Annotated in this window: 20 protein-coding genes and 1 tRNA gene; 16 read left to right on the top strand and 5 right to left on the bottom strand. The window is 65.7% G+C overall.

Features of this window, described 5'->3' with window-relative positions; all coding sequences use genetic code 11:
• Positions 1-16: 16 nt before the first annotated feature.
• The 3 genes from rnc to K2Y03_RS06590 are packed head-to-tail and all read left to right on the top strand — an operon-like array spanning position 17 to position 2,498.
• Entirely contained in the window at positions 17-658 is a 642-nt protein-coding gene (gene rnc, locus K2Y03_RS06600) for a ribonuclease III (protein WP_294089445.1), read from the top strand.
• Positions 655-1,548: a GTPase Era gene (era, locus tag K2Y03_RS06595; protein WP_294089391.1), complete on the top strand. Its 894-nt coding sequence runs from the start codon at positions 655-657 to the stop codon at positions 1,546-1,548. The genes rnc and era overlap by 4 nt, the downstream gene beginning before the upstream one ends.
• The gene (locus K2Y03_RS06590) at positions 1,545-2,498 is read left to right on the top strand and encodes a carbon-nitrogen hydrolase family protein (protein ID WP_294089389.1); all 954 of its coding nucleotides are present in this window, start codon (positions 1,545-1,547) and stop codon (positions 2,496-2,498) included. The genes era and K2Y03_RS06590 overlap by 4 nt, the downstream gene beginning before the upstream one ends.
• Here K2Y03_RS06590 and K2Y03_RS06585 read toward each other — a convergent pair.
• The 3 genes from K2Y03_RS06585 to K2Y03_RS06575 are packed head-to-tail and all read right to left on the bottom strand — an operon-like array spanning position 2,482 to position 5,887.
• Positions 2,482-3,657: a CoA transferase gene (locus K2Y03_RS06585; protein ID WP_294089387.1), complete on the bottom strand. Its 1,176-nt coding sequence runs from the start codon at positions 3,655-3,657 to the stop codon at positions 2,482-2,484. The genes K2Y03_RS06590 and K2Y03_RS06585 overlap by 17 nt on opposite strands.
• Positions 3,654-5,183: a hypothetical protein gene (locus K2Y03_RS06580; protein WP_294089385.1), complete on the bottom strand. Its 1,530-nt coding sequence runs from the start codon at positions 5,181-5,183 to the stop codon at positions 3,654-3,656. The genes K2Y03_RS06585 and K2Y03_RS06580 overlap by 4 nt, the downstream gene beginning before the upstream one ends.
• Entirely contained in the window at positions 5,180-5,887 is a 708-nt protein-coding gene (locus K2Y03_RS06575; protein WP_294089383.1) for an NAD-dependent deacylase, read from the bottom strand. The genes K2Y03_RS06580 and K2Y03_RS06575 overlap by 4 nt, the downstream gene beginning before the upstream one ends.
• 66 nt (positions 5,888-5,953) lie before the next feature.
• On the opposite strand from K2Y03_RS06575, the gene dapB reads away from it, so the two are divergent.
• The 13 genes from dapB to K2Y03_RS06510 all read left to right on the top strand — a co-directional run bounded on the left by dapB (position 5,954) and on the right by K2Y03_RS06510 (position 20,133).
• Positions 5,954-6,682, top strand: a complete 729-nt coding sequence (gene dapB / locus K2Y03_RS06570; protein WP_294089381.1) for a 4-hydroxy-tetrahydrodipicolinate reductase — start codon at positions 5,954-5,956, stop codon at positions 6,680-6,682.
• Positions 6,679-7,365, top strand: coding sequence for an endonuclease III (gene nth, locus K2Y03_RS06565; RefSeq protein WP_294089377.1), 687 nt, complete (start codon positions 6,679-6,681; stop codon positions 7,363-7,365). The genes dapB and nth overlap by 4 nt, the downstream gene beginning before the upstream one ends.
• Positions 7,362-7,760 (top strand): hypothetical protein, encoded by a 399-nt coding sequence (locus K2Y03_RS06560; RefSeq protein WP_294089376.1) that lies wholly within the window; start codon positions 7,362-7,364, stop codon positions 7,758-7,760. Before nth ends, K2Y03_RS06560 begins: the two co-directional genes overlap by 4 nt.
• Positions 7,761-7,977: 217 nt before the next feature.
• A tRNA-Arg gene (locus K2Y03_RS06555) sits at positions 7,978-8,054 on the top strand.
• A gap of 237 nt (positions 8,055-8,291) precedes the next feature.
• Positions 8,292-9,470: a helix-turn-helix domain-containing protein gene (locus K2Y03_RS06550; protein ID WP_294089375.1), complete on the top strand. Its 1,179-nt coding sequence runs from the start codon at positions 8,292-8,294 to the stop codon at positions 9,468-9,470.
• Positions 9,467-10,102 carry a hypothetical protein gene (locus K2Y03_RS06545; protein WP_294089373.1) on the top strand — a complete coding sequence of 212 codons (636 nt, stop codon included), beginning with the start codon at positions 9,467-9,469 and terminating at the stop codon, positions 10,100-10,102. Before K2Y03_RS06550 ends, K2Y03_RS06545 begins: the two co-directional genes overlap by 4 nt.
• A gap of 331 nt (positions 10,103-10,433) precedes the next feature.
• Positions 10,434-11,207: a ribbon-helix-helix protein, CopG family gene (locus tag K2Y03_RS06540; RefSeq protein WP_294089371.1), complete on the top strand. Its 774-nt coding sequence runs from the start codon at positions 10,434-10,436 to the stop codon at positions 11,205-11,207.
• Positions 11,204-14,215: a MobF family relaxase gene (mobF, locus tag K2Y03_RS06535; protein WP_294089370.1), complete on the top strand. Its 3,012-nt coding sequence runs from the start codon at positions 11,204-11,206 to the stop codon at positions 14,213-14,215. The genes K2Y03_RS06540 and mobF overlap by 4 nt, the downstream gene beginning before the upstream one ends.
• A 74-nt stretch (positions 14,216-14,289) precedes the next feature.
• Positions 14,290-14,979 carry a ParA family partition ATPase gene (gene parA / locus K2Y03_RS06530; RefSeq protein ID WP_294089368.1) on the top strand — a complete coding sequence of 230 codons (690 nt, stop codon included), beginning with the start codon at positions 14,290-14,292 and terminating at the stop codon, positions 14,977-14,979.
• Entirely contained in the window at positions 14,976-15,236 is a 261-nt protein-coding gene (locus tag K2Y03_RS06525) for a ribbon-helix-helix domain-containing protein (RefSeq protein ID WP_294089366.1), read from the top strand. The genes parA and K2Y03_RS06525 overlap by 4 nt, the downstream gene beginning before the upstream one ends.
• Positions 15,237-15,695: 459 nt before the next feature.
• Complete coding sequence (locus K2Y03_RS06520; protein WP_294089364.1) at positions 15,696-16,232, top strand: hypothetical protein; 537 nt, start codon at positions 15,696-15,698, stop codon at positions 16,230-16,232.
• 14 nt (positions 16,233-16,246) lie between these two features.
• The gene (locus K2Y03_RS06515; RefSeq protein WP_294089362.1) at positions 16,247-17,800 is read left to right on the top strand and encodes a hypothetical protein; all 1,554 of its coding nucleotides are present in this window, start codon (positions 16,247-16,249) and stop codon (positions 17,798-17,800) included.
• Positions 17,801-17,853: 53 nt separating this feature from the next.
• Positions 17,854-20,133 carry a hypothetical protein gene (locus tag K2Y03_RS06510; RefSeq protein ID WP_294089359.1) on the top strand — a complete coding sequence of 760 codons (2,280 nt, stop codon included), beginning with the start codon at positions 17,854-17,856 and terminating at the stop codon, positions 20,131-20,133.
• Between the two features lie 153 nt (positions 20,134-20,286).
• Here K2Y03_RS06510 and K2Y03_RS06505 read toward each other — a convergent pair whose 3' ends face one another.
• Positions 20,287-21,297 (bottom strand): HAMP domain-containing sensor histidine kinase, encoded by a 1,011-nt coding sequence (locus K2Y03_RS06505; RefSeq protein ID WP_294089358.1) that lies wholly within the window; start codon positions 21,295-21,297, stop codon positions 20,287-20,289.
• The gene (locus K2Y03_RS06500) at positions 21,297-21,965 is read right to left on the bottom strand and encodes a response regulator transcription factor (RefSeq protein WP_072384427.1); all 669 of its coding nucleotides are present in this window, start codon (positions 21,963-21,965) and stop codon (positions 21,297-21,299) included. Before K2Y03_RS06500 ends, K2Y03_RS06505 begins: the two co-directional genes overlap by 1 nt.
• Positions 21,966-22,015 lie beyond the last annotated feature (50 nt).

The raw sequence follows: 22,015 nt of genomic DNA, 5'->3' as shown, positions 1-22,015 counted from the left end.
CGACTGGCTCGGCGATCTGCTGGGCACCGCCCCCGCCGCGCTGCCGGGCTATGAGCGCGCGCTGACGCATGGCAGCCATGCGCCCGACCATTATGAGCGGCTGGAATTTCTGGGCGACCGGGTGCTGGGGCTGGTGATGGCCGAGTGGCTGTATGAGCGCTGGCCGGCGGAAAGCGAGGGCGCGCTGTCCAAGCGGCTGAACGCGCTCGTCACCGGCAGCGTGTGCGCCGAGATTGCCCGCGCGCACGGCGTTGCCGCCTGGCTGAAGCTGGGCAAGCAGGCGCGCGACGATGGCGCCGCCGACAGCGACAATGTGCTGGGCGACGTGATGGAGGCGCTGATCGGCGCGCTTTATCTGGACCATGGCCTGCCGGCCGCGCGCGATGCGGTGCGGCGGCTGTGGGGCGACCGGGTCGAGGCGGCGGTGCGCGCGCCGCAGCACCCCAAGTCCGCGCTGCAGGAATGGGCCGCCGCGCACAACCGCCGCCTGCCCGATTATGCGGTGATCGAACGCGCCGGCCCACCCCACGCGCCGCGCTTCACGGTGCAGGTGACGATCGGCAAGCTGGCCGACGCGGTCGCCACCGGCAGCTCCAAGCAGGAGGCCGAAACCGCTGCCGCCGCCGCGCTGCTGGCCCGGCTGGAGGCCGGCGCATGAGCCAGCATTGCGGCCTGGTCGCGGTGGTCGGCGCGCCCAATGCCGGCAAGTCCACGCTCGTCAACGCGCTGGTCGGCCAGAAAGTGGCGATCGTCAGCCCCAAGGCGCAGACCACGCGCACCCGGCTGATGGGCGTCGCGCTGGAGGGGGAGACGCAGATCCTGCTGGTCGACACGCCCGGCATTTTCGATCCGCGCCGCCGGCTCGACCGGGCAATGGTGGCGGCGGCCTGGGGCGGCACCGAAGGGGCGGACGTGATCGCGCTGGTGGTGGATGCCAAGGGCGGCCTTGGCCCCAAGGTGATGCCGATTGCCGAGGGGCTGGCCGGGCGGCGCGAACGCAAGTTCCTGATCCTGAACAAGGTCGACCTGGCCGACAAGGCGCGCCTGCTCGTCCATGCCGAGCGGCTGAACGCGGCCACGCCCTTTGCCGAAACCTTCTTCGTCAGCGCCGGCACCGGCGACGGCGTGGCCGAGCTGAAGGCAGCGCTTGCCGCCGCAATGCCGGCGGGGCCATGGCATTTCCCCGCCGATCAGGCCTCCGACGCGCCCGAGCGGCTGATGGCGGCCGAGGTGACGCGCGAGCAGCTCTATCTCCAGCTCCATGCCGAGCTGCCCTATGCCAGCACGGTCGAGACCGAGAAATATAGCGAGCGCGAGGATGGCTCGGTGGAAATCCACCAGCAGATTCTGGTCGCCCGCGCCACCCAGCGCGCGATCATGCTGGGCAAGGGCGGCGCGCGGATCAGGGAAATCGGCGCCCGCGCGCGGGCAGAACTTGCCGCGCTGCTTGGCCACCCGGTGCACCTCTATCTTCACGTCAAGGTGAAGGAGGATTGGGACGAGGATCGCGGCGTCTATCGCGACATGGGACTGGATTGGGTGGAATGACACAGATCAACGCAGCGATTGTTCAGGCCGCCCCCGTGCCGCTGGCCATCAGCCATGGCATCACCCGCATGGCCGGGCAGCTGCGCGCGGCACTCGACACCGGCGCGCAGCTGGTGGCGTTCGGCGAGACGTTTCTGGGCGGCTATCCGCTGTGGCTGGACGAGGCCCCCGGCGCGGCGCTGTGGAACCAGCCCGGCACGCAGGCGCTGCACGCGATCCTGCTCGACCAGGCACTGCGCGGTGACGATCCCCGGCTGGAGGTGCTGCAGGCACTGGTCGATGCGAGCGGCGCGTGCGTGTCGTTCGGCGGCTATGAACGGGTGCGCGCCACGCTCAAGAACACGCAATATCTGCTGCGCCCGCACCAGCCGCCGATGAAGCACCGCAAGCTGGTGCCCACCCATGGCGAACGGCTGATCTGGGGGCGTGGCGACGGCGCGACGCTGACCGTCCACGATGCCGGCTGGGGCAGCATCGGCCAGGCGATCTGCTGGGAACATTGGATGCCGCTGTTGCGCGCAACGCTCCACCATGCCGGCGAGAGCGTGCATGTCGCCGCCTGGCCGACGGTGCGCGACATTCACCTGCTCGCCAGCCGGCATTATGCGTTTGAGGGGCGCTGCTTCGTGGTCGCCGCCGGCACCATTCAGGACCGGGCCGAGGTGCTGGAGGGGCTGGCGCTGGCCGGCGGCAATGCCGAGGCGGAGGCGCTGATCATGGGCATGCCCGAGGGGCAGCTGCAGACCGGCGGCAGCGCGATCATCGCGCCCGACGCCAGCATTCTGGCGCTGGCCGATGCCGAGGAAACAATCCTGACCGCGTCACTCGACCTGACCGCCATCGGCCGCGCGCTCGCCGCGTTCGACGGCGACGGCCATTATTCGCGCCCCGACATTTTTGAGCTGCGCGTCGACCGGCGCGTGCAGGACGGGGTTATCGACGCGGCCTGAGCCGGGCGCGGATCGCGTCACCCTGTTCGTCCAGCACCGGCGGCGGGCCGGGCGCGGCGGGCGGGACGGCGGCAAAGCGCACCGGCTGGCGCATTTCGACATAGTCGCCTTCGCTCGGGTGGGTGCGGCGCTGGAAAAAGCCGGTCGCGGCCAGATGCGCATCGTCCATGATCGTGGCGATGTCGCGCGCCTCCTGCGCCGGAATGCCCGCCGCCGCGCAGCGCGCCAGCAGATCGGCAGTGGTCAGCCCGGCCGCCAGCCGCGCCGCCGCCGCATAGAGCAGCGCCAGGTTGCGGAACCGGTCGGCCGGCGTCGCCAGGCGCGGGTCGTCCAGCACGCTGGCATCGCCCAGCGCCTGGAACAGCGCGGGCCAGTCGCGGTCGGTATAGGCGGCGATGCTGACATAGCCGTCGGTGGTCGCCACCGGCTGGCGGTTGGGGTCGATCTGGCGGGCATAGCAGGCCGGGCCATTGGGCGGATCGAAGGTCAGCCCGCCCAGATGCTCGACCAGCATGAAGCTGGTGAACGCCTCCAGCATCGGCACTTCCACCCGCTGCCCCTCGCCCGTGCGCAGCCGGTGGACGAGCGCGGCCATCGCCGCATAGGCGGCGTGCAGCCCCGATACCTTGTCGGCGATCAGCGACGGGATGTAGCGCGGGCGCGGATCGCCATCGACGCGGGGCAGCAGGCTGGTCGCCCCGCTCGCCGCCTGGATGACATCGTCATAGGCGGGCAGATCGGCATAGGGGCCATCCTGCCCGAAGCCGACACAGTGGAGATAGATGATGTCGGGGCGGATCGCGCGGACGCTGTCATAATCCAGCCCCAGCCGCGCCGCCGCCTTGCCGCGCACGTTAAGCACGAAGATGTCGGCCTCCGCCAGCAGCGCGCGCATCACCGCCTGATCATCCTCGGTCTTGAGGTCGAGCACTACCGATTGCTTGCCGCGGTTGATCGCGAAAAAGCCCGGCCCCATGCCGCGCGTGGCAGCCGACTTGCCGGCATAGCGAAAGCCGTCGCCCGCCGGTGGCGCCTCCACCTTCACCACCTCAGCGCCCAGATCGGCCAGAATCTGCGTGCAATAGGGGCCAAAGACGATGCTGGTCAGATCAACGACCTTGACCCCGCGCAGCATCGGCTGGCCGTCGCCCGCAATCACGCCGCGTCCCCCAGCCGGCGCACGATGTTGCGCCCCTCGACACGGGCGATGCTGACCGGCGCGCCCAGCGGATCGTGCGCCAGCAGCGCCTGCAGCATCACCGCATCATCGCGCGCGACCCGGGCGAGCGCGCGGCCGCCATCGCCGGTGCGCGCCAGCACATAGCCGCGCGCCGGCACGCCCCGGTCAAAGCCGACCGAATAGCTTTCCACCCGCCCGGTGCAATCGGCGCTCACCAGCGGCGGGCCGGGCTCGGCGTTGATCGCGGCCGCCAGCGCCGCGCTCGACTGCGGCACCCAGCCGGCGGGCGGGCTGGTCGAATAGACGCCGGCCGCCTGTTTCGACAGGAAGCCGCCATTGGCCAGTACCAGGCCAAAGCTGCCCGGCGCCGCGCGCAGCCGCGCCGCCATGGTGGCAATCGCATGCAGCGAATAGCTGTTCCCGGGGCCGCCGAAAAAGGGCAGCCCGCCAGTCACCGTGGTCGGCACGGCAAGCGGATCGATGCCCAGCGCCTCCGCCGCGATCAGCACCGCGCAAGGGAAGCAGCTGTACAGGTCGATCGCCGCCATCTCCTCCGCGCGCCTGCCCGAAGCCGCCAGCGCCTGTTCGAGCACCAGCGCCATCGCGCGGGAGCGGGACGGGTCGGGCCGCGCGGTGGGGGTTGCGTCCGCCACCTCGGCATGGCCGTGGAGATAGACGCGGGCCGCGTGCGCGATGCCCAGCCGGTCGGCCTCGGCCGTCGACACCAGCACCAGCGCGGCGGCCTGGTTCACCGCATCCTGCGCGACGTGCCATTTCAGATAGGGGTCGGCGACCGGGTAATTCTCCGCCGATGGCGTCATCAGGAAATCGGCGCCGCGCTCGGTGGGAAACTGGCTGTCGGGGTTGGCGGCGGCAATCCGCGAATAGCCCGCCCACAGCGCCGCCATCCGCGCGGCATGGCCCCCGCGCGACAGCCCCCAGCGCCCGCGCAGGGCCTGCTCGAACAGCGGATAGGTGAGCACCGGCGCGCCCAGCCCGTTTGCGCGCTCATAATCGGACAAGAGCGGCGCGCCCAGCCCGCGATCCTCCAGCGCGCCATCGGCACCGCGCGACCAGTCGAGCGCCTGCCCCCGCTTGAGCGCCGTCTTCAGTGCCGCCGTCGCCTCGCCGCCGGCGATCAGCACGCCGCGCGCGTCGCCGGCATGGATGGCGGCCGCCGCCTCGTTCACCAGCGCCTGGGGCTGATCGCCGCCGACCGCCGAATGGACCAGGTGCGCCGCGCCGAGCGACAGATCGGCGGCCAGCGTCGCCGGCGGGTTGGCGCAGCGGCCAAAGGGCTGCGGCGCGCCGGGCACCGAATCGGCCATGGTGCGCACCGTCACCACCCGGTCGATGATCGCGGCGACGCCCGGACCCGCATCGGCCAGCGCGGCCCGCGCCGCCTGTGCGCGCAGGCCCGCCGGATCGGGCGCGTCGCCTTCCCCGTTCCAGTGCACCGTCACCTGCCCGGCGCCGACCAGCACCGGCGTGCGCGGATCGATCACGCCCCCCTCCCCAGCATTTCCTCTACCCAGGCCGGCACCAGCTGGCTGGCCGGGCCCAGGCGGTTTTCATCAAAAGAGCGGCTGCCCTCCGACGGGTCAAGGTTCAGCTCCAGCGTGCGCGCGCCGTGCCACGCCGCCATCCGCACGAAACCGGCCGCCGGATAGACCGCGCCCGACGTGCCGATCGACACGAACAGGTCGCACCCGGCAATCGCCGCCTCGATCACGTCCATCTGATAGGGAATTTCGCCGAAGAACACGATGTCGGGGCGCAGCGCCGGCGCGTGGCAGGCGCCGCACACGCTCCCCGGCGGCAGCGCGGCGTGCCAGGCGTGGCGCGCGCCGCACGCCGCGCACAGCGCCGATTGCAGCGCGCCATGCATGTGGCACAGCCGCCGCGCGCCGGCGCGCTCGTGCAGATCATCGACATTCTGCGTCACGATCAGCAACTCGCCCGGCCATGCCGCGTCCAGCCGGGCGAGTGCTGCATGTGCCGCATTTGGCGCCACCCCGGTCAGCGCCGCGCGCCGCAGATCATAGAAACGGTGCACCAGCGCCGGGTCGCGCGCCAGCGCTTCGGGCGTGCAAACATCCTCCACCCTATGCCCCTCCCACAGCCCGCCGGGGCCACGGAACGTGGCAATGCCGCTCTCGGCGGAAATGCCGGCGCCGGTCAGGATGACGATCGATGGATGGTCGGCCATGGCCAGGGTGCTAGCCGATTGCCCGCGCGGCCGCCATCTGCCATGCGGCGCGGGGAGGAGAGGGTGATGACCGCGATCGGGATTCTGGGCTGTGCCGGGCGCATGGGGCAGGCAATTGCCGACGCGCTGATCGACCATGGCGCGCGGCTGGCCGGCGGCATCGATGCCGGCGGCGATCCGGGGCCGCTGGCCCGCGCGGCCGATGTGCTGGTTGATTTCACCGTGCCCGCCGCGCTCCCCGCCAATCTCGCCGCCGCGCGCGCCGCCGGCACGCCGATCCTGATCGGCACCACCGGGCTGTCCGCTGCCGACCATGCGATGATCGACGATGCCGCGCGCGAGATTGCCGTGCTGCAGACCGGCAATACGTCGCTCGGCGTCACCCTGCTCGCGCGGCTGGTGCGCGAGGCGGCGGCGCGGCTGGGGCCGGCCTGGGACATCGAGATTGTCGAGATGCACCACCGCGCCAAGGTGGACGCCCCCTCGGGCACCGCGCTGCTGCTGGGCGAGGCGGCCGCCGCCGGGCGGGGGATGACGCTGGCCGATGCCTCGGTCATCGGCCGGGCCGGGCTGTCGGGAGATCGGGCGGAGGGGACGATCGGCATCGCCTCGCTGCGCGGCGGCTCGGTCGCGGGCGATCATCAGGTGGTGTTTGCCGGCCCCGGCGAGCGGCTGGAGCTGGGCCACCGCGCCGAAAGCCGCGCGATCTTCGCCCACGGCGCCATCACCGCTGCGCTGTGGCTGGCGGGGAAACCGGCCGGGCGATACACCATGGGGGCGGTGCTCGACCTGTGAAAAAGGCTGAGATCGTCGAGTTTTACGCGCGCCTGGCCGCCGCCAATCCGCACCCCGAAACCGAGCTTGCCTATGGCAATGTCTATCAGCTGCTGGTCGCGGTGGTGCTGTCGGCACAGGCGACCGACATTGGCGTGAACAAGGCGACCCGGGCGCTGTTCCAGCAGGTGTGGACGCCCCAGGCGATGCTGGCGCTGGGCGAGGCGGGGCTGAAGGAGCATATCAAGACGATCGGCCTGTTCAACGCCAAGGCGAAGAACGTGATTGCGCTCAGCCAGGCGCTGATCGACGCGCATGGCGGCGACGTGCCGGCCGACCGCGACGCGCTGGAGCAGCTGCCCGGCGTCGGCCGCAAGACCGCCAATGTGGTGATGAACGTCGCGTTCGGCGCGGAAACCTTTGCCGTCGACACGCATTTGTTCCGCGTGTGCAACCGCACGGGGCTGGCACGCGGCAAGACGCCGCTGGCCGTGGAGCTGCGGCTCGACAAGGCCACGCCCCAGCCCTTCCGGCTGCACGCGCACCATTGGCTGATCCTGCACGGGCGCTATATCTGCAAGGCGCGCACGCCCGAATGCTGGCGCTGCCCGGTGGCCGATCTGTGCGGCTTCAAGGTGAAGACGCCTGCCCCGGCCGAGCGGCCCCGCGCCAAAAAGGAAACGCGCGCGAAGGAGGTTGAATGATCCGCCTGCCCATCCGCCCGCACCACGCTTTGCTCGCCGCCGCGCTGCTCGCCCCGGTTGTGGCCGCCGCCGACCGGCCGATCCCGGAGGCCACCCCGGTCGGCAAGCCGCAACTGTGCATCAGCCGCGTGGCCATCGCCAATTCGGTGGTGCGCAGCGACCAGGTGATCGATTTCGTGATGCGCGACCGGCGCGTGTTCCGCGCCACGCTGGCCCGGCCCTGCCCGGATCTTGGCTATCAGCGCGGCTTTTCCTATGCGACCTCGCTCGACCGGCTGTGCGCCAGCGACCTGATTACCGTGTTCTACAACAGCCCCGGCCCGCAAGGCGCGACCTGCGCGCTCGCCCCGTTCCAGCAGGTGACGCTGGCCGGCGGCTGGAAGGCGGCGCGCTAGGTTTGGCTAAAGCCGTGCGGTGCCAGCCCGCTCCCCCACCCGGGGCACCCCAAAAAGTATTACTTTGTGGGGACCCCGACGTCCTCCCAACGGCAGTATCTTGTGGGAGGCCGGGTGGGGGAGCGGGCCGGTGCCGCCTGAACGAACACCCCCGGCCCGCAAAAGGGGTGGCGCCCCGCCTCATGCTTTGCTAGGCGCGGTGGCCTGAAACGCACCGGCACCCGTAGCTCAGCTGGATAGAGCGCTGCCCTCCGAAGGCAGAGGTCACAGGTTCGAATCCTGTCGGGTGCGCCAGATTCTTCAAGTAAGATCAGGGAGTTGGCCGTTTGCGCCGACTCGGGAAAATCGGCTCGGTGCACAGTATGTGCACATAACGCGGATTTCCGACCCACCAGACCGATGGCGCAAACGAAAAACCGCCGGAAGGGCTGGCACCCTTCACAGCGGTCATATCGATAGCGGTTCGGCTATTTCTCACATTTACGCGACCAGCGAATCGGGCGCAAGGGCAAACCTTGCGGGAGGTGCTTCATGAGCATCTCCTTGGCACATAACGGGCTTCCGCCCGGCGTGACCCGCTTCAGCCTGGCTGACTTGATTGAGAAGATCGCGCTAGGGTCTCGCCGCGAGGAACGCCTGTCGGCGACCGCGGTACGCGTCCTGAAGCATTACCTGCTCGGCTGCCGGTCGTCCGACTTTGAGCCTGGCAAAATTTGCGGGGTGTGGGAGCAACCGCAAACCACGGCTCAGGCGCTGCGCATCTCGACAAAGGTTCTGCACAATGCCGAAGCCGAGCTGGAGCGCGGCGGGTTCATCGAGCGGACCCATATTCCGCATGCGCGCCGCACTGGTCAGCGCAGTGACGGCGTGATCGTCAGCCTTTCGGGGATAAGCCTCCGACCGCTCATCGATGGCTTTGGCCGGTGGAAAGCCCGGCTCGAGGCGATGGAGCTGCATGAGCGGGCGATGGCTTCACTGCGGCATGAGATTGTCATGCTCGGCCGGGAAATCCGCGCGACGCAGGCGGCTGCGTTGATCGAGGAAGCCGAACGGATTCTGCCTCGCGGGCGCGTGTCGCGCATCAGCTCTGCCGAGAAGCTGGAAGCTTTGAAGGCCATGCTCGAAGCGCTGTTGGTGCAGCCAGAACTTCCCTCTGGTGACACGAAATCTTCCCACCGGACGGAAGAAATCTTCGCACCCAATACACCTGTCAAAGACTCGTCCAAAAACCGTAAGCGCGCGACCGATGCTGATCGGTCGGACGAGGTCTCCCCGGGCTTGGCTGCAAGTCTTGCCAGCGAAGACTATCGAAGCCTTCTGCCGTCCAACAGGGCACCGGGCTGGCCAGACATTGTCGATGCATCGGCGATCGCCTGCCGCTGGCACAATGTGTCGCAGCCAGCCTGGGCAGAGGCCTGCGAAAGGCTGGGTCGCGAGCGCGCGGCACTCTGCCTCCTCGTCATCGACCGCAACGCCCGATTGCCAAGCGATCACCGCTACCGAGCGCGGTCAGGCAGGAAATGCCTGAGCGGGCTGCTGCGGAACGCCTCCAGCCTCTTGCCCATGATCAAGGCAGCCAAGGGCTATCCAGAAGGGATCTTGCCGGATCGCCAGTTCGAACCAGAGGTATCAGCCCCCAGAACTGGCCAAAGCTTTGCAGGAGCATGTCTGTCGGCCTTGGCGAAGCTCTCCGGGGAGGTGCAGCCATGACAGGAACGCGAACCACAAGCCTTTGGGCAGAGCTGGAGGCGGGCAACATCTGGTGGCCGTCCTACAAGCCCGGGCGAGACCCCGTTTTGAGCTGGCGTCATGCCGCCGCGATCCTGATGCGCGACATTGACCCGCAGCCGATCTTTGCTGCCCTGCCAGCGCTGTTCGAGGGGATGTACGATCTCACTGCCGATGTGGTCTGCGACCAACTTTCAGTTCCTGACGGCCAGGTCCTTTGGCCTGTGTGGCTGGAAAGCTGGGTTAGCCATTTCGACCATTGGCACGATCCGGTCAGGCAACTGGTCGGGCAGCATTGTACCACTCCAGACGCCCAGGTCATTGCTGGCATGCTGACGAGGCTGGACGGGGCCGCTTTCTGTGACTTCGTCCTTCACGCCTACGAGAGAACGGCCATTCTGCAGTCACTCCGTGGGGCACCCACCGGCGATGACCCGCTGCCAATAGCCCGGACGATCGCGAATGCGGCACCGTTCGAACGGCTCAGCTACGGCTTTTACCAGCGATTTTGCGCCGAACTGAACCGGGAGGCGGATCCTCCAGAGATCCCGATGTCGGGCCTGGATTTCGACCGGGCCGGGAACCCCAACATATTCGGCGGAGACATCACATGAACCCCGTACAGAACGCGATAATCGCTTTCCGGCTGTTCGGCCGGCGGCACCCGGCAGGAAAAGCCAAACCACGTCATGACTCCCCACCATCAGACCGTCAGTCACGAAGCAGCACATATAGAAGTGCACACTCCACGCTGAACTCGAGCGGTGGCAAGGGGTGCGCAAACCCGCAGAAATCAGCCATTCTAGGCCCTAGGCGAGGTTCTAGGGACGACCAAAAAGCACTTCAGAGCTGTAGCGCGCGGCAGCGAGGTCTTCTAGAACGAGCCTATATCAGTCACTTAGCCTCTAGGCCCGTCGATCTCCTCGCAATCCGGGGGAGGGGCTGATGGCACAGGTCAATGTCTCGGTTGAGGACCGTGTCCTTGCCGCCCTCGACAGAGTTGCGCAGGCAAAATCGCTCAGTCGGCCCGAGCTTCTGCGCAAGGCGATAAATGAGCTGATCGAGGCTCACGACGCGGGGCGGCCAACCTTCCAGACCGAAGCTGCGCCGAAACTCGATGCGACCGTCAGCGGGCTCGTGCACCAGCTACGCGAACTGGTGATGGAGCTCGACCGGGCGCAGGCGGACAATGCGCGGATGCTTGGCAAGCTGACCGAGAAGTGGAACGGCGGCGAAGAGGCCAATCGCATCGCCCAGGAAAAGCTTCTCGCCCATTTCCGGGAGCAGGATCAGGCCAGTCTCTCACCGTTCTACAAGAGGGCCGAGCAGCTCCTCACTGCTTTCGAAGACCTTTCGCCGAACCTTCTCGGCGCGCTCGAGCCGCACCTCGCGAAGATATCCGCTCAGCTCGACAAGTCGATCGCACTCGCCAGCGAGCCGAGGCAGATGCGATCCATCTACCTTGGCGACAACCGCTTTCTGTCGCTCAAGTTTCTGTCGGCATGCGGAGGCCTGGCACTCCTCATGGGCGCGCTCGTCGCTACGATCCTGCCTACCCAGTTCGATGGCTGGTCAGTCTGGCAGTCTGGCAAGCTGATCGACCACCCCGCGAAAATGTGTCGGCTGATCGCCCGCAAATACGGTGTTACCGATTGCAGGGTTCCCGAGCAGGAGCGCGATCTTGGCTTGCGCGTCATTGCCCATGAGGACCGGCGATGATTACGCTCGCCTCGGTCGGATCGGCCTCGTCGGCGGCGGAGTATTACTCGGCCGACAACTACTACACCGCCGACCAGACACAGGATGCAAGCGCGTGGTTCGGTAAGGGCGCGGAAGTGTTGGGTCTAACCGGCAAGGTCGAGGAACAGACCTTTGCAGCCGTGCTCGAAGGAAACTTGCCAGACGGATCGGCGATTGCCGGGAAGGACGGCGTGCACCGCCCCGGCGTTGACCTGACCTTCTCGGCGTCGAAGTCCGTGTCGCTGGTGGCGATGCTCGGCGGCGACAAGCGTCTGGTCGAGGCGTTGAAGGACTCTGTGACCGCGACATTGCGCTGGGCGGAGAAGAACATCGTCGAAGCGCGGGTGTGGGATGCAGCGCAAGGACGGCAGGTGCCGGAGCGCACCGGCAACCTAATCGCTGCGACATTCCTGCATGACGTGAACAGGAACGGCGAACCGCAGATGCACATCCATGCTGTCATCGCCAACGCGACGAAGGCCTCGGATGGCAAATGGCATGCGGTGCGCAATGACGAGCTCTACCGCGCCCAGCACGTCCTGTCGGCGGTGCACAATGCCGAACTGCGCAGCCGCGTCGAGGCTTTAGGCTACGAAACCGTGCCTGCTCGCAATGCCATTGATGGCGCATTCGAGATCAAGGGCGTGACCCGGGATGCGGTCGAAGCGTTCTCGACCCGCCGCGCCGAAATTCTTGCCGAACTGGCCAAGGAGGACCGGGGCAGTGCCCGCGAACGCGAATTGGCGGCGCTATCGACAAGGCGCGGGAAGGAGCTGGCGCCGGATGCGGCGCGGCAGGTCGCCGCTTGGAAAGAAACCGCTCGCGCAATCGGCTTCGATCCGGCTTGGCTGATCGAACACGCCATGGCCCGCGCGGCAGGCGAACAGACGGTTTGGTCGCGGGTCGTCGACGGCATTCGCGGGATCGGCGAGCGCGGCATGGCGATTGCCAGCGTCATGGGGCTGACCCCGAAGGATGGCGACCCGCTGGTTCCGGAGCGGCTCGGACGCCTCGAACCAAAAGCCTTTGCCGCAGCGCAGGCGGTGGCGTCGGCGGCGCGGGAGTTGGGCGAACGCGAGGCAGCCTTCTCCCGCAACGACCTGATCCGGACAGCGCTTGAACGGCAGGGACCGGTCACCGTCGACATGATCGAAGCGCGGATCGATCTGTTGCAGCAGCGCGGGCTGTTGGTCGGCAGCGCTTCTGCGGATCGTGACTGCATGCTGACCACCGAACAGGCGCTGGCCATGGAGACGAAGGTCATCGCCCTCGCGCAAGCGGGCAAGGACAGCGTGCAGCCGATTGCGGACAAGGACGGCATCGTCGCGCGATTGCAGGAACAGGCACGGGCCATCGGACTTCGCCGACTCAATGCCGGGCAGGAGCAGGCTGGCGTCGCGATCCTCACCTCCAAAGACCGCATTCATCTGGTTCAGGGCGGCGCGGGTGTGGGGAAGTCGGCGGCGCTGGCTCCGGTCGCAGCCATTGCGCGTGAGGAGGGGCGGCAGGTCGTCGCGCTGTCCCATGTGGGCCGGATCGCACGGGAGTTTGGGGAGAAGACGGCCAGTCCGGCATCGACCGTCGATGCCTTTCTGGCCCGGTATGCCCGTGTCATCGATGGCAGTGCCAGCGCGGATAAGGTGGCAGCGGCAAGGGCGGAGCTGTCCGGTGCGCTGGTGATGGTGGATGAGGCGAGTCAGATCGGCACGGATCGGCTCGCGCGGCTGATCACCCTCACCAACCAGATGGACGTGGGCAAGCTGGTGCTCGCCGGCGACGTGAAGCAACTGCCGGCCATCGAGTCGGGCAAGCCCTTTGCCCAGCTTCAACAGCAAGATCTCAGGCAAAGCCCGATCACCGAGAACCTGCGGGCGCAGACCCCGCAGATGCAGGCTATCAACCGCGCGCTCGAAAAGGGTGATGTCGCCCAAGCCTTCGCCGCACTCAAACCTGCGACCATCGAAGTTGCGCCGGGCAAGATCGCGGGCATCGCCGCCGATATGTGGGCCGACCTGCCCAAGGAGCAGCGCGACAACACAATCCTGCTCGCGGCCGGGCGTGCGATGCGTAGCGCGGGCAATGCCGCTGCGCAGGCCTCGCTGATCGAGCGCGGCCAGATTGGTGCGAGGGGGATCAAGCTCGAGGTGCTCGACCGGGTCACCGTCACCCGCGAAGGCGCGCGGCAGTTGAAGGGCTACCACGAGGGGCGCGTTGTTGCCTTCGAGACCAACCTGACCAGACAGGGCTTGGCCCGCGGTGAGCGGGGAACGGTCATCGGCATCAAGGACGGTAAGGTCGAGCTAGCCATGCCCAATGGCGAAGTGCGGCGCTTCGATCCGGACCGTCTGCCCCGCAACCTCAAACACGATGCGGTCACTATCTTCGAGCGCAAGGAGATTGACCTCCACCAGGGCGACCGCATCCGCTGGACCGCCAAGGATGGGGCGCGCGGGCTGCTCAATGGCGACATTGCCCATGTCGCGCGGATCGATGGCGATACCATCACTGTGACGGCGAGCGACGGCAAGCTGCACGATCTTCCGCGCGGCGATCCGATGCTCGAACGGCTCGACCTCGCCTACGCCATCAACGTCCACGTCGCGCAGGGGATGACCGCGCAGAACGGCATCATCATGATGTCCGAGCGCGAGCGGATGCTCAACACCTCGGCCTCGTTCCTGGTCGCCGTGACCCGGATCGCGGAGAACGCGACGCTCGTGACCGACAACCCCGACCGGGTCGAGCGGCAGGTCGAGGCACGCTCCGGCGCCAAGACCAGCGCGCTCGAGACCGCGCCAGATCAGCCGAAGCAGGACCGCCGCATGACGGATGAGCACCGCATGCTGGCCGCTATCGGTGGCCCCGCATTCGCTCGAATGGTGCTGGAGAACAAGGAGCGTGAGCTTGAACTGGTACCGAGCCGTGGCCGCGAAGTCGGGCTCGAGCGAGACATCGAGCCAGGCCGCGACCTCGAGCGGGGCCGCTGACCATGTCGACACCCGCACATCACCACAATCGCACAGCCTCACATGCCCACATGTGAACATGAGGACGCACCCACATGACCACGCCTTCACATCTCCACACCCGAACCGTCGCTATCATCAGTCAGAAAGGTGGCGCTGGAAAAACCACCCTCGCCATCCATCTCGCCGCCGCTGCTACACGTGCGGGGCGGATCAGCCTGTTGATCGATACGGACCCGCAGGCCAGCGCGTCGCAATGGGCCGAGTGGCGGCAGGGTGCACCTCCCGAGGTGATCGACAGCGCCCCGCCGCGCATCCCGGCCAAGATTGCTGCGGCGGCGGCGCAGGGTGCTGAGCTGATCGTGATCGACACGCCGCCGCACGCCGATCTTGCCGCCAGCAAGGCGGCCGAGTGCGCCGATCTGGTGCTGATACCCTGCCGCCCCAGCGCCTTCGACCTTGCGGCGATGCGCACGACGATCCGTTTGGTCGAGCTGCTGGCGCGTCCCGCTTTCGTCGTGTTCACAGCCGGGCCGCCCCATGCCCCGCACATCTATGCCGATGCCTGCGAACTGGTAACCGGGTTCGGCGGCCAGACCTGCCCCATCATCCTGCCGGACCGCGCTGCCTATCGTCATGCAGTCGCTGGCGGGCAGACCGTGTTCGAGCTCGATCCTGGCGGAAAGGCGGCGAGCGAGATCGAACAGCTTCACATGTGGGCATGTGAACAGCTCCACATGTCCGCATGCCCACAGACACCAATACAGCAGAGGAAGAGCGCATGAACCGCTTCGCCAATCTTGCCGATCGTCAGCCCGAGGGCGCGGCGGCGGACGAGACCGCATCGGTATCCCCGGTCACGCAGATCCCGACCGCGCCAAGTCGCGTCGGTCGCAAGGCGATCTCGGGCTACTTTGCACCCGAGCTATCGCTCGCCCTGCACACCTGTGCCCGCCGCCACGGTCTCAGCCTTCAGGACTTGATGGCCGAAGCCTTCGACGACGTCCTGCGCAAGTACGGCGAGAGCCCGATTGGGCGGTAGTCGATCCCTTGGCCGGGAGGGGAGAAAAAGGGGGTGTGGCGATGTGGGCATGTGTGAATGTGCGCATGTGAACGTGTGAACATGAGGGCAGCGCCAGCGCACTCGATCTGCCTAAGCCCCTCATTTGCAGGAGAAACCCGATGCGACTGTTCCAGTGGCTGACCGATCTATTCGCAGGATCTAGCGACCCTCCGCAGCCCTCCGTGGACGAGGGCGTGTCCATCAACCCTGCCACCGGGCTCCCCATGCCCGGGCCGGGCCTCGGCGGCGTAGATGTCGGAGGCAATCCCTTCGGCCAGAGTCTGGACCGCTGGGACGACCATCACCCCCATCATGGCCATGATTATCATGCGCAGGGTTCGACCGGCAGCAGGATGGATCCTTGGTAGGCACTGTAGCTCTGCTCTGGCGTCTCAAAGCTGACGAGGCCCGGAGTCATCGGTATTCGCAAGGCCCATTATGACCACCAACCAGCGCACTGCGTCCGGCCTGCCCTTGATCGCGCGTCCGGCGACTACCGTGATCGAGCGGGTCGCGTTTTCCATTATCCGCCATTGGCGCTGGACCGGAATTGTCGTGTCCAGCATGCTCACTGCCAGCTTGATGCTGTTGTCGATCACGTTGGAAGCAGGGCTTCACGCGGAAGAGCCAATCCGCTCCGGAACCATCGGTTTCCTGCTCGCGATCCTGCTTATCGCGGTGCCTGTCTGGCACGTGTCTCGCCTTGAGCTGGGGGCCGCCCCCACATGGATGATCCGTGCGGCACTGGCCACCGCCACCGACAACGAGCGTGCCTTCCTGTTTGAGCGCCTCCTGCAACTCGCCACATCAGAATGGCGCATCGATCCGATCAGCTGCGGCGCGCTGTTCTACTTGCACCGAGAAGCGAAGCTCAACTTTGGTGATCTCGTCTCGCAAGAAGGCGAACGGCTCATGTCGCAGCGAGAAGAGCAGGTTGCGGTGTTGAAAAAAGTGGCCATTGCAACAAAGAACTAGTCTAGTATATTCGCTTGCGCAGCATTGAAAAGCGGCGCGCAGGAGGTAACTTGGACGCTCTTCCGCAGTGGACGACCAAGATCGACAAGCGGGGTCTCGATCCGCTCGGAATGCAGAACGCAGGCGTGGGCTTGTATCAAGATCTGCTACCCGGAATCAGCAACATCACACTGCGGATGCGATACTACGGGTTTTTTTGCTGGCTCAGCGACGCCTACGCACGCCGCGGTGTGACGACTGATTTTGAGCTTTGGCGCAAGTGGGTACGGCGGGCCGAGGCCCTATTTGCCCTCGTTTGTGCGGACGCAAGCGGCCAGGGCGGAGTAGGAGGCATCGAGTGGGCCAGTGAAGCGCTTCAAAGCGGTGAGGCGGTTATCGATTTCGATGCGGCGGCGTCGACAGACGCGAATGTGAAGCGGTATCTGATCCAAAGTCTCGGCGTTTTCGGCGCGGCGTACTTCACGCAAATGCAGGAAATGGGGCTCTTCGAGCTCGGGCCAAATGGCATTCAGCGGGTCACCCCAAACGCTGGTCTTGAATTGGCGAATGCCTTTCGCGCATCGATTGGTCCGTATATCGAAACGATGTTCACCGCGGCAATCGATGCGGCCCAAGTCGATCGAGATACCCTGAAGGCACTACATCCGATTGTGCCGTCGGCGATTCCTGATTCATCAGACGAACGGGTGGTTTACGAGAAGGTATTGTTTGCTGGCGGACCGGCAGCGATAGCTGAAGACAAGAGCCGTCGTGACAGCCTCAGCCTGATCCTCGAGGTCGCAGGGCGTGAGGCTGAGCGGCCGACGCCGGAAAACTTTCGCTGGGCGCTGTTTGATCCCCTGTCGACCGCGCTTTCAGCTGATCTCGAAAGCCAACGTCTGCGCTGGGAGGCGTATCAATGCCAGGACCTGTTTCAGGTCGCTGCGGCAAGTCTGCTCGCTTGGTCTATCTCGATCATGGGAGAGACTGATGAAGGCGCCAGAATCCCTGAAATCCGGGATGCGGTCGAGGCGCGGCTAACACAGGCAGATACCGCGTCCGCGAGCGTTGCATGGTCGGATCTGCGGGACGCTATGGACATCGAAGGGTTTGCTTGGCGAGAGGTTTGGTCGAAGCTCACCGGCAGACGAGGATCACCGGAAGAAAAATCTTGGGACGCAGTCCGGCTGATCGCCTCGCTTCATCGCCGCGTCGCGATCCGCACTGATCTCGCAGACACGATGCGCAAGGCGCTGCCAATCAATGGGCAGGCTCGATCGATCGTTACAGAGTTGCGCTGGTTTGAGGGCCAGAATGCCCGGTCTGTTGCCGATGTCATCGGAGAATACGTCGTGCAGCGCGTGGTCCTCCGCCATAGCTGGGTCGCAATGCAGAAACTGAGGCGCCAGCGTGACTATACGTTCCTGTTCGAGGCGCGCGACGGCAGGCTAGTACGCCGGGCCGCATATCAACCCGTGCCGACCACACCGCGCTTGGCGCCGGCGATCCAGTTCCTCGAAGATGTCCACCTTGTGAGTGCGGACGGCCTGACAGCGCGAGGACGCGCACTGCTCGGAGCGAACCGTTGAAGCTGCCGGAGCGGCTAGCAAGGCGGAAGGGCAGAGGCTTCCACTCGGCGGTAGTGACAAGCTTCTCGCTCGAGTTTGCCGCGTTCGAAGAAGTGATGCTTCCGCAGATATCGGCGTCGGGCGCGACAAATGTGCTTCTGATTGCAGACGGCCGCATGGCGACAATGGCGCTGAGTGACGGATCCGCCCTGCCGGAAGCTTTGGGCAGAGAGTACGTGCTGCATTCGCCTCCGGTCTCAGACGGGATATTCCACCCAAAAGTTGTCTTGCAGGTGGGGCGCGAGGGCGGTCGATGCTTCGTCAGTTCAGCGAATGTCACGGGCGCAGGTCTAGGCGGCAATGTCGAAGTTGCGGTCGAAATCGAATGCGGCATTGAACCCGGTCCCGAGAAGGAGATTGTGCAAGCGGCGTGGCGTTATGTCGATGCTCTGGTGCCCGCCGACGCGGGCGCTGCACGCGAGGCAATTGCCTGGGCTCGTGATCGTGCACCCTGGCTGGACGGAGGCGGGAAGGAAGAAGGTCTTCACCATTTGGGCGATGGCACAGCAATCGCGTTCCTTGCGAGGCCAGGCGGCGAGGGAATTGGCACGCGATTCTGCGGCATGATTGGCGATGAAGCAGTCGAACAGTTGCTCATCGTCAGCCCGTACTGGGACCAAAATCTGGAGGCCGTTCAGGACCTGACCCGCTTGCTCGTCCCTGAGCGCACAAAGATCCTGCTGGATGTAGCTCGGCACGAATTCCCAACGGGCACAGTGATGCCGCCAAGGTGTGACATCATCGACATTTCAGGCTGGCAAGCTAGCCGATTCAAGCATGCGAAGGTCATCATTGCGGTGACGCAGACGCACGACCATGTCCTCAGTGGCAGCGCGAATTGCACTGTCGCGGCGTTAGGGCGGGAGGGCTTCCCCGGCACTAACACTGAGGCGTGCATCTATCGACGACTGCCGAGGGGCGCAGCCACCGCAGCGCTCGAGATGGACAAATGGTTGGAAGCGCACCCATTTCCCTTCACCGACCTTCCTGAACCTGTGGAGACGTCAGCCATACCGCTCGACGAAATGAATGCGGGAGGAGCTGGCGCATTTGAGACGGAGGGTGGCAGGCTCAGTTGGCGCAGACCGCCGGATCGTTGGAACGATGGTATCGTCATCCTGTCGAGTGCGTCCGGCGACATCGTGGCCGAGATCGAAGTGGCGAGCTTCGCAGAAGCGGGTGACCGATTGACGGCGTGGGTGGGCGAAGGCGTGCTCGAACTCGCTGCGTTCGCGCAGGTTCGTTCGAGCACCAGCGAGTCATTGCGCGGCTTCGTAGTTCATCGATCGGCACTGCGCGCGCGGCGGCGGGAGTCTGTCAGCGGACGCGTCAGCAATGCGCTGGCTACCTTCGACGATGCATCGGAGATGCAGCTCCGGATGCTTCAGATGTTCGACGAGTTAGCCAGAGCCGACGTAGAGGAAGAGGGCACCGAAGAGGTCGCCAGTCGCAAAACTGCGCGCGCAAAGGCTGCTGCTTCAACCGAACCTCCGGAGGTCAGTTTCATGACCTACGAGGAATTCATGGCCGCCCGCCCAACGCGAAAGGGAAGGGGTGGCCGCAGCGATAGTTCTGTTGCCGGCACGCACTTTGACAGCGTTCGTGCACTCTTGAACCGCCTGTCCGGCGTTGAGCACAAGCAAGCGGGTGGTCGCGGCCCTCAGGACGATGGATCATGGATGGATCTCGGTGATGAGACTGGTGAGCTCGCGGACAACAGCGAACCGTCAGAGGTGGCAGAAGCCGTCGAGCCGAAAACTCGGCCCGCTCCCGATATGGCGGCCTACGACCGTGCTGTTAAAGCTTACGTGGAGGGGGTCACCGCAGAAGGTAGAACTATCGGTCCACGCGAGGTGCTACGCCTGCGACTCTGGATTGCGCTCGTGCTGTGGGAAGCAAGATGTGAGGCAGCCCCGAAGGGGATGCCCGCGGTGGCAGATGACAAGGGTTGGCCACGGTTGATTGTCAGGCTCGTTGCCGCTTTTTTTATGGGCAAGAATGCCCCGATCGGAAGACTGGTGATGTCGAGCGATTATGACGACATGCCGGTCGACTTCTTCGAATGCTGGACCACTATCTTGTGGGCGCTGGACGCCATCGTTGCACTGGTGCGCGATCAACCGAGAACACGTGATTTCAAGAAGTTGATACCTACTCTCCGCGCCCGGGTCGTGACAGCTCTTGGCCTGACGCAAGCGGAATTGCTGGGCGAACCGATGAAGTCGCAGCGCCTGGGGCTCAATGCTGAGTTGGGAAATCGCCTAGGTGTACTGCTGGACGAGAGTGCGTCGTAATGCGATGTCTATCTGCCACGAACGTCCGGAAGCACGCGACCTGAGTAGGTCGTTCAGGTGAGCCAGCTTAGACGTCTGCTTCTGACCGAAGCCGACTATCGCGCGCGCTGCAGCGGTCCGATAGCAAAGCGTCCCATGCGATCAGCGCTCACGCTAACCATCGCCGTTAGCGGCGAGCGAGCATCCTGCCATATGCAACTGCAATGTTGAAGGCATCGGCCAAGTGAGCCGCCCGCCAGCCCGTTCCATCACTGCTGAAGCAATGGCAAGCCCAAGGCCTGAGCCGGACGAGTGCTCCCCTTTGGCGAAGCGACTGCGCATCCGGTTCCGCTCGGCTTCTGTGACACCGGCCCCTTCATCATGCACGGTGATGACAAGCTCCTTACCGTCCGCGAATACCGACAGGGAAACGGTTCCCTGCCCATGGTGCAACGCGTTACTGACGAGATTGCGCAAAGCTTCATCGAGGTCCGGCACATTCACCGGAGCCGCGAACTCGGCATCAACGGTGACTGTGCGCCCCATCTTGTCAGCCAGCGGCAGAAACTCGGCGGCAATCTGCCGGGCCAGACGGGACGCATCGACAAGCGGCCTGCAATCATCAGGCTGGCCGGGTGTATCCAGCCGGGCCATGGCGAGCACCTGGGCGATGGACCGTTGCATGCGGTCCAGATCGCCAGCCAGACCCGCCACATCGATGCTGGCACCGTCTTGCCACTGGTCTATCCGCAGCTTCGCAAGCGCCAGTGGGGTGCGAAGCGCATGGGCTGCGTCGGCCGCCAACCGCCGCTCGTTCAGATAGGCACCGGCGAGGCGATCAAGCGCCTGGTTTGTGGCGGCTACGAAGGGCTGGATTTCCTTCGGCAGTCCTTCCTCGCAAAGTCTCCTGTCCGGTTGGTCAGGCCCGATCTCTTGCAATGCGGAAACGGCAGTGGAGAGCGGCTTGAGGCTCCAGCCGGCCACCAGCACGCCCACCAGCGGAGCAATCACGGCGAACGGCAGGAGAACGAGCAGCAGTTCGGCATACTCAATATGGGCTGGATCGACGTTTCCGCCCTGTTCAAGTTCATTCAATTCAAGGGCAACGAAACCGAGTGTAGTCACGGCCGCCACGACGATAATGGCCGCGATAGAGAAACCGATGCGGCTCCTGAGCGAGGCCATCACGCCCCCTTACCCAGCACCAGACGCCAACCGATGCCGCGCCGGCTTTCGATCCCACAGCCACCAGCCGCAAGCCGCCGACGCAGCCGTGAGACGATAGCCTCCAGCGCATTTGGGCTCACAGCTTCATCAAGCGTGTAGAGCCGGTCCTGCACCATATCGCGCACGACGACATTGGGCGCGGATTCCATAAGAAGCTGAAGGAGGGCGAACTCGCGTCGTCCAAGATCGAGTGGTGCATCGCCGAGCCAGGCCTGCCTGCTTGCTGGGTCCAGCCGCAACAGGCCGTGCACCAGGACCGGGGGCACGCGCTGACCGGGGCGGCGCAGCAGTGCGCGCAGCCGCGCGGCCAATTCATCGAGATCATAGGGTTTCACGATGTAGTCATCAGCGCCGGCATCAAGGCCGGCAATGCGGTCCTCGACATCGCCATAGGCCGTGGCGACCAAGGATGGCACACCGTGCCGTGCCAGCTCCGGGAGCAAAGAAAGACCCTCGCCATCTGGCAGGCGGCGATCAACGATGGCTGCATCGAGGCGCACGACGCCCAGACAATCGCGCGCAGTAGCCAGCGAGCCAGCCGAATCGACGACGAAACCGCGTCGCCGCAAGCCCTCTGCGGCCATCACGCGCAAATCCGTTTCATCTTCGATCAGCAGGATATGCATGGATGCAGCGATACCAGTTGATGGGCACTGCGCCCAGCACGTCAGTGTCA

Source organism: Sphingomonas sp., assembly GCF_019746015.1.
Taxonomy (GTDB): Bacteria; Pseudomonadota; Alphaproteobacteria; order Sphingomonadales; family Sphingomonadaceae; genus Sphingomonas.
The sequence above is the reverse complement of the archived record's forward strand: the minus strand, read 5'-3'. Positions and strand labels throughout refer to the sequence as shown.

Excerpts from the sequence above, each read along its gene's own strand:
- era (WP_294089391.1), top strand. The coding sequence starts at position 655 with ATGAGCCAGCATTGCGGCCTGGTCGCGGTGGTCGGCGCGCCCAATGCC.
- K2Y03_RS06590 (WP_294089389.1), top strand. The coding sequence starts at position 1,545 with ATGACACAGATCAACGCAGCGATTGTTCAGGCCGCCCCCGTGCCGCTG.
- K2Y03_RS06575 (WP_294089383.1), bottom strand. The coding sequence starts at position 5,887 with ATGGCCGACCATCCATCGATCGTCATCCTGACCGGCGCCGGCATTTCC.
- dapB (WP_294089381.1), top strand. The coding sequence starts at position 5,954 with ATGACCGCGATCGGGATTCTGGGCTGTGCCGGGCGCATGGGGCAGGCA.
- K2Y03_RS06560 (WP_294089376.1), top strand. The coding sequence starts at position 7,362 with ATGATCCGCCTGCCCATCCGCCCGCACCACGCTTTGCTCGCCGCCGCG.
- K2Y03_RS06550 (WP_294089375.1), top strand. The coding sequence starts at position 8,292 with ATGAGCATCTCCTTGGCACATAACGGGCTTCCGCCCGGCGTGACCCGC.
- K2Y03_RS06545 (WP_294089373.1), top strand. The coding sequence starts at position 9,467 with ATGACAGGAACGCGAACCACAAGCCTTTGGGCAGAGCTGGAGGCGGGC.
- K2Y03_RS06540 (WP_294089371.1), top strand. The coding sequence starts at position 10,434 with ATGGCACAGGTCAATGTCTCGGTTGAGGACCGTGTCCTTGCCGCCCTC.
- mobF (WP_294089370.1), top strand. The coding sequence starts at position 11,204 with ATGATTACGCTCGCCTCGGTCGGATCGGCCTCGTCGGCGGCGGAGTAT.
- parA (WP_294089368.1), top strand. The coding sequence starts at position 14,290 with ATGACCACGCCTTCACATCTCCACACCCGAACCGTCGCTATCATCAGT.
- K2Y03_RS06525 (WP_294089366.1), top strand. The coding sequence starts at position 14,976 with ATGAACCGCTTCGCCAATCTTGCCGATCGTCAGCCCGAGGGCGCGGCG.
- K2Y03_RS06520 (WP_294089364.1), top strand. The coding sequence starts at position 15,696 with ATGACCACCAACCAGCGCACTGCGTCCGGCCTGCCCTTGATCGCGCGT.
- K2Y03_RS06505 (WP_294089358.1), bottom strand. The coding sequence starts at position 21,297 with ATGGCCTCGCTCAGGAGCCGCATCGGTTTCTCTATCGCGGCCATTATC.
- K2Y03_RS06500 (WP_072384427.1), bottom strand. The coding sequence starts at position 21,965 with ATGCATATCCTGCTGATCGAAGATGAAACGGATTTGCGCGTGATGGCC.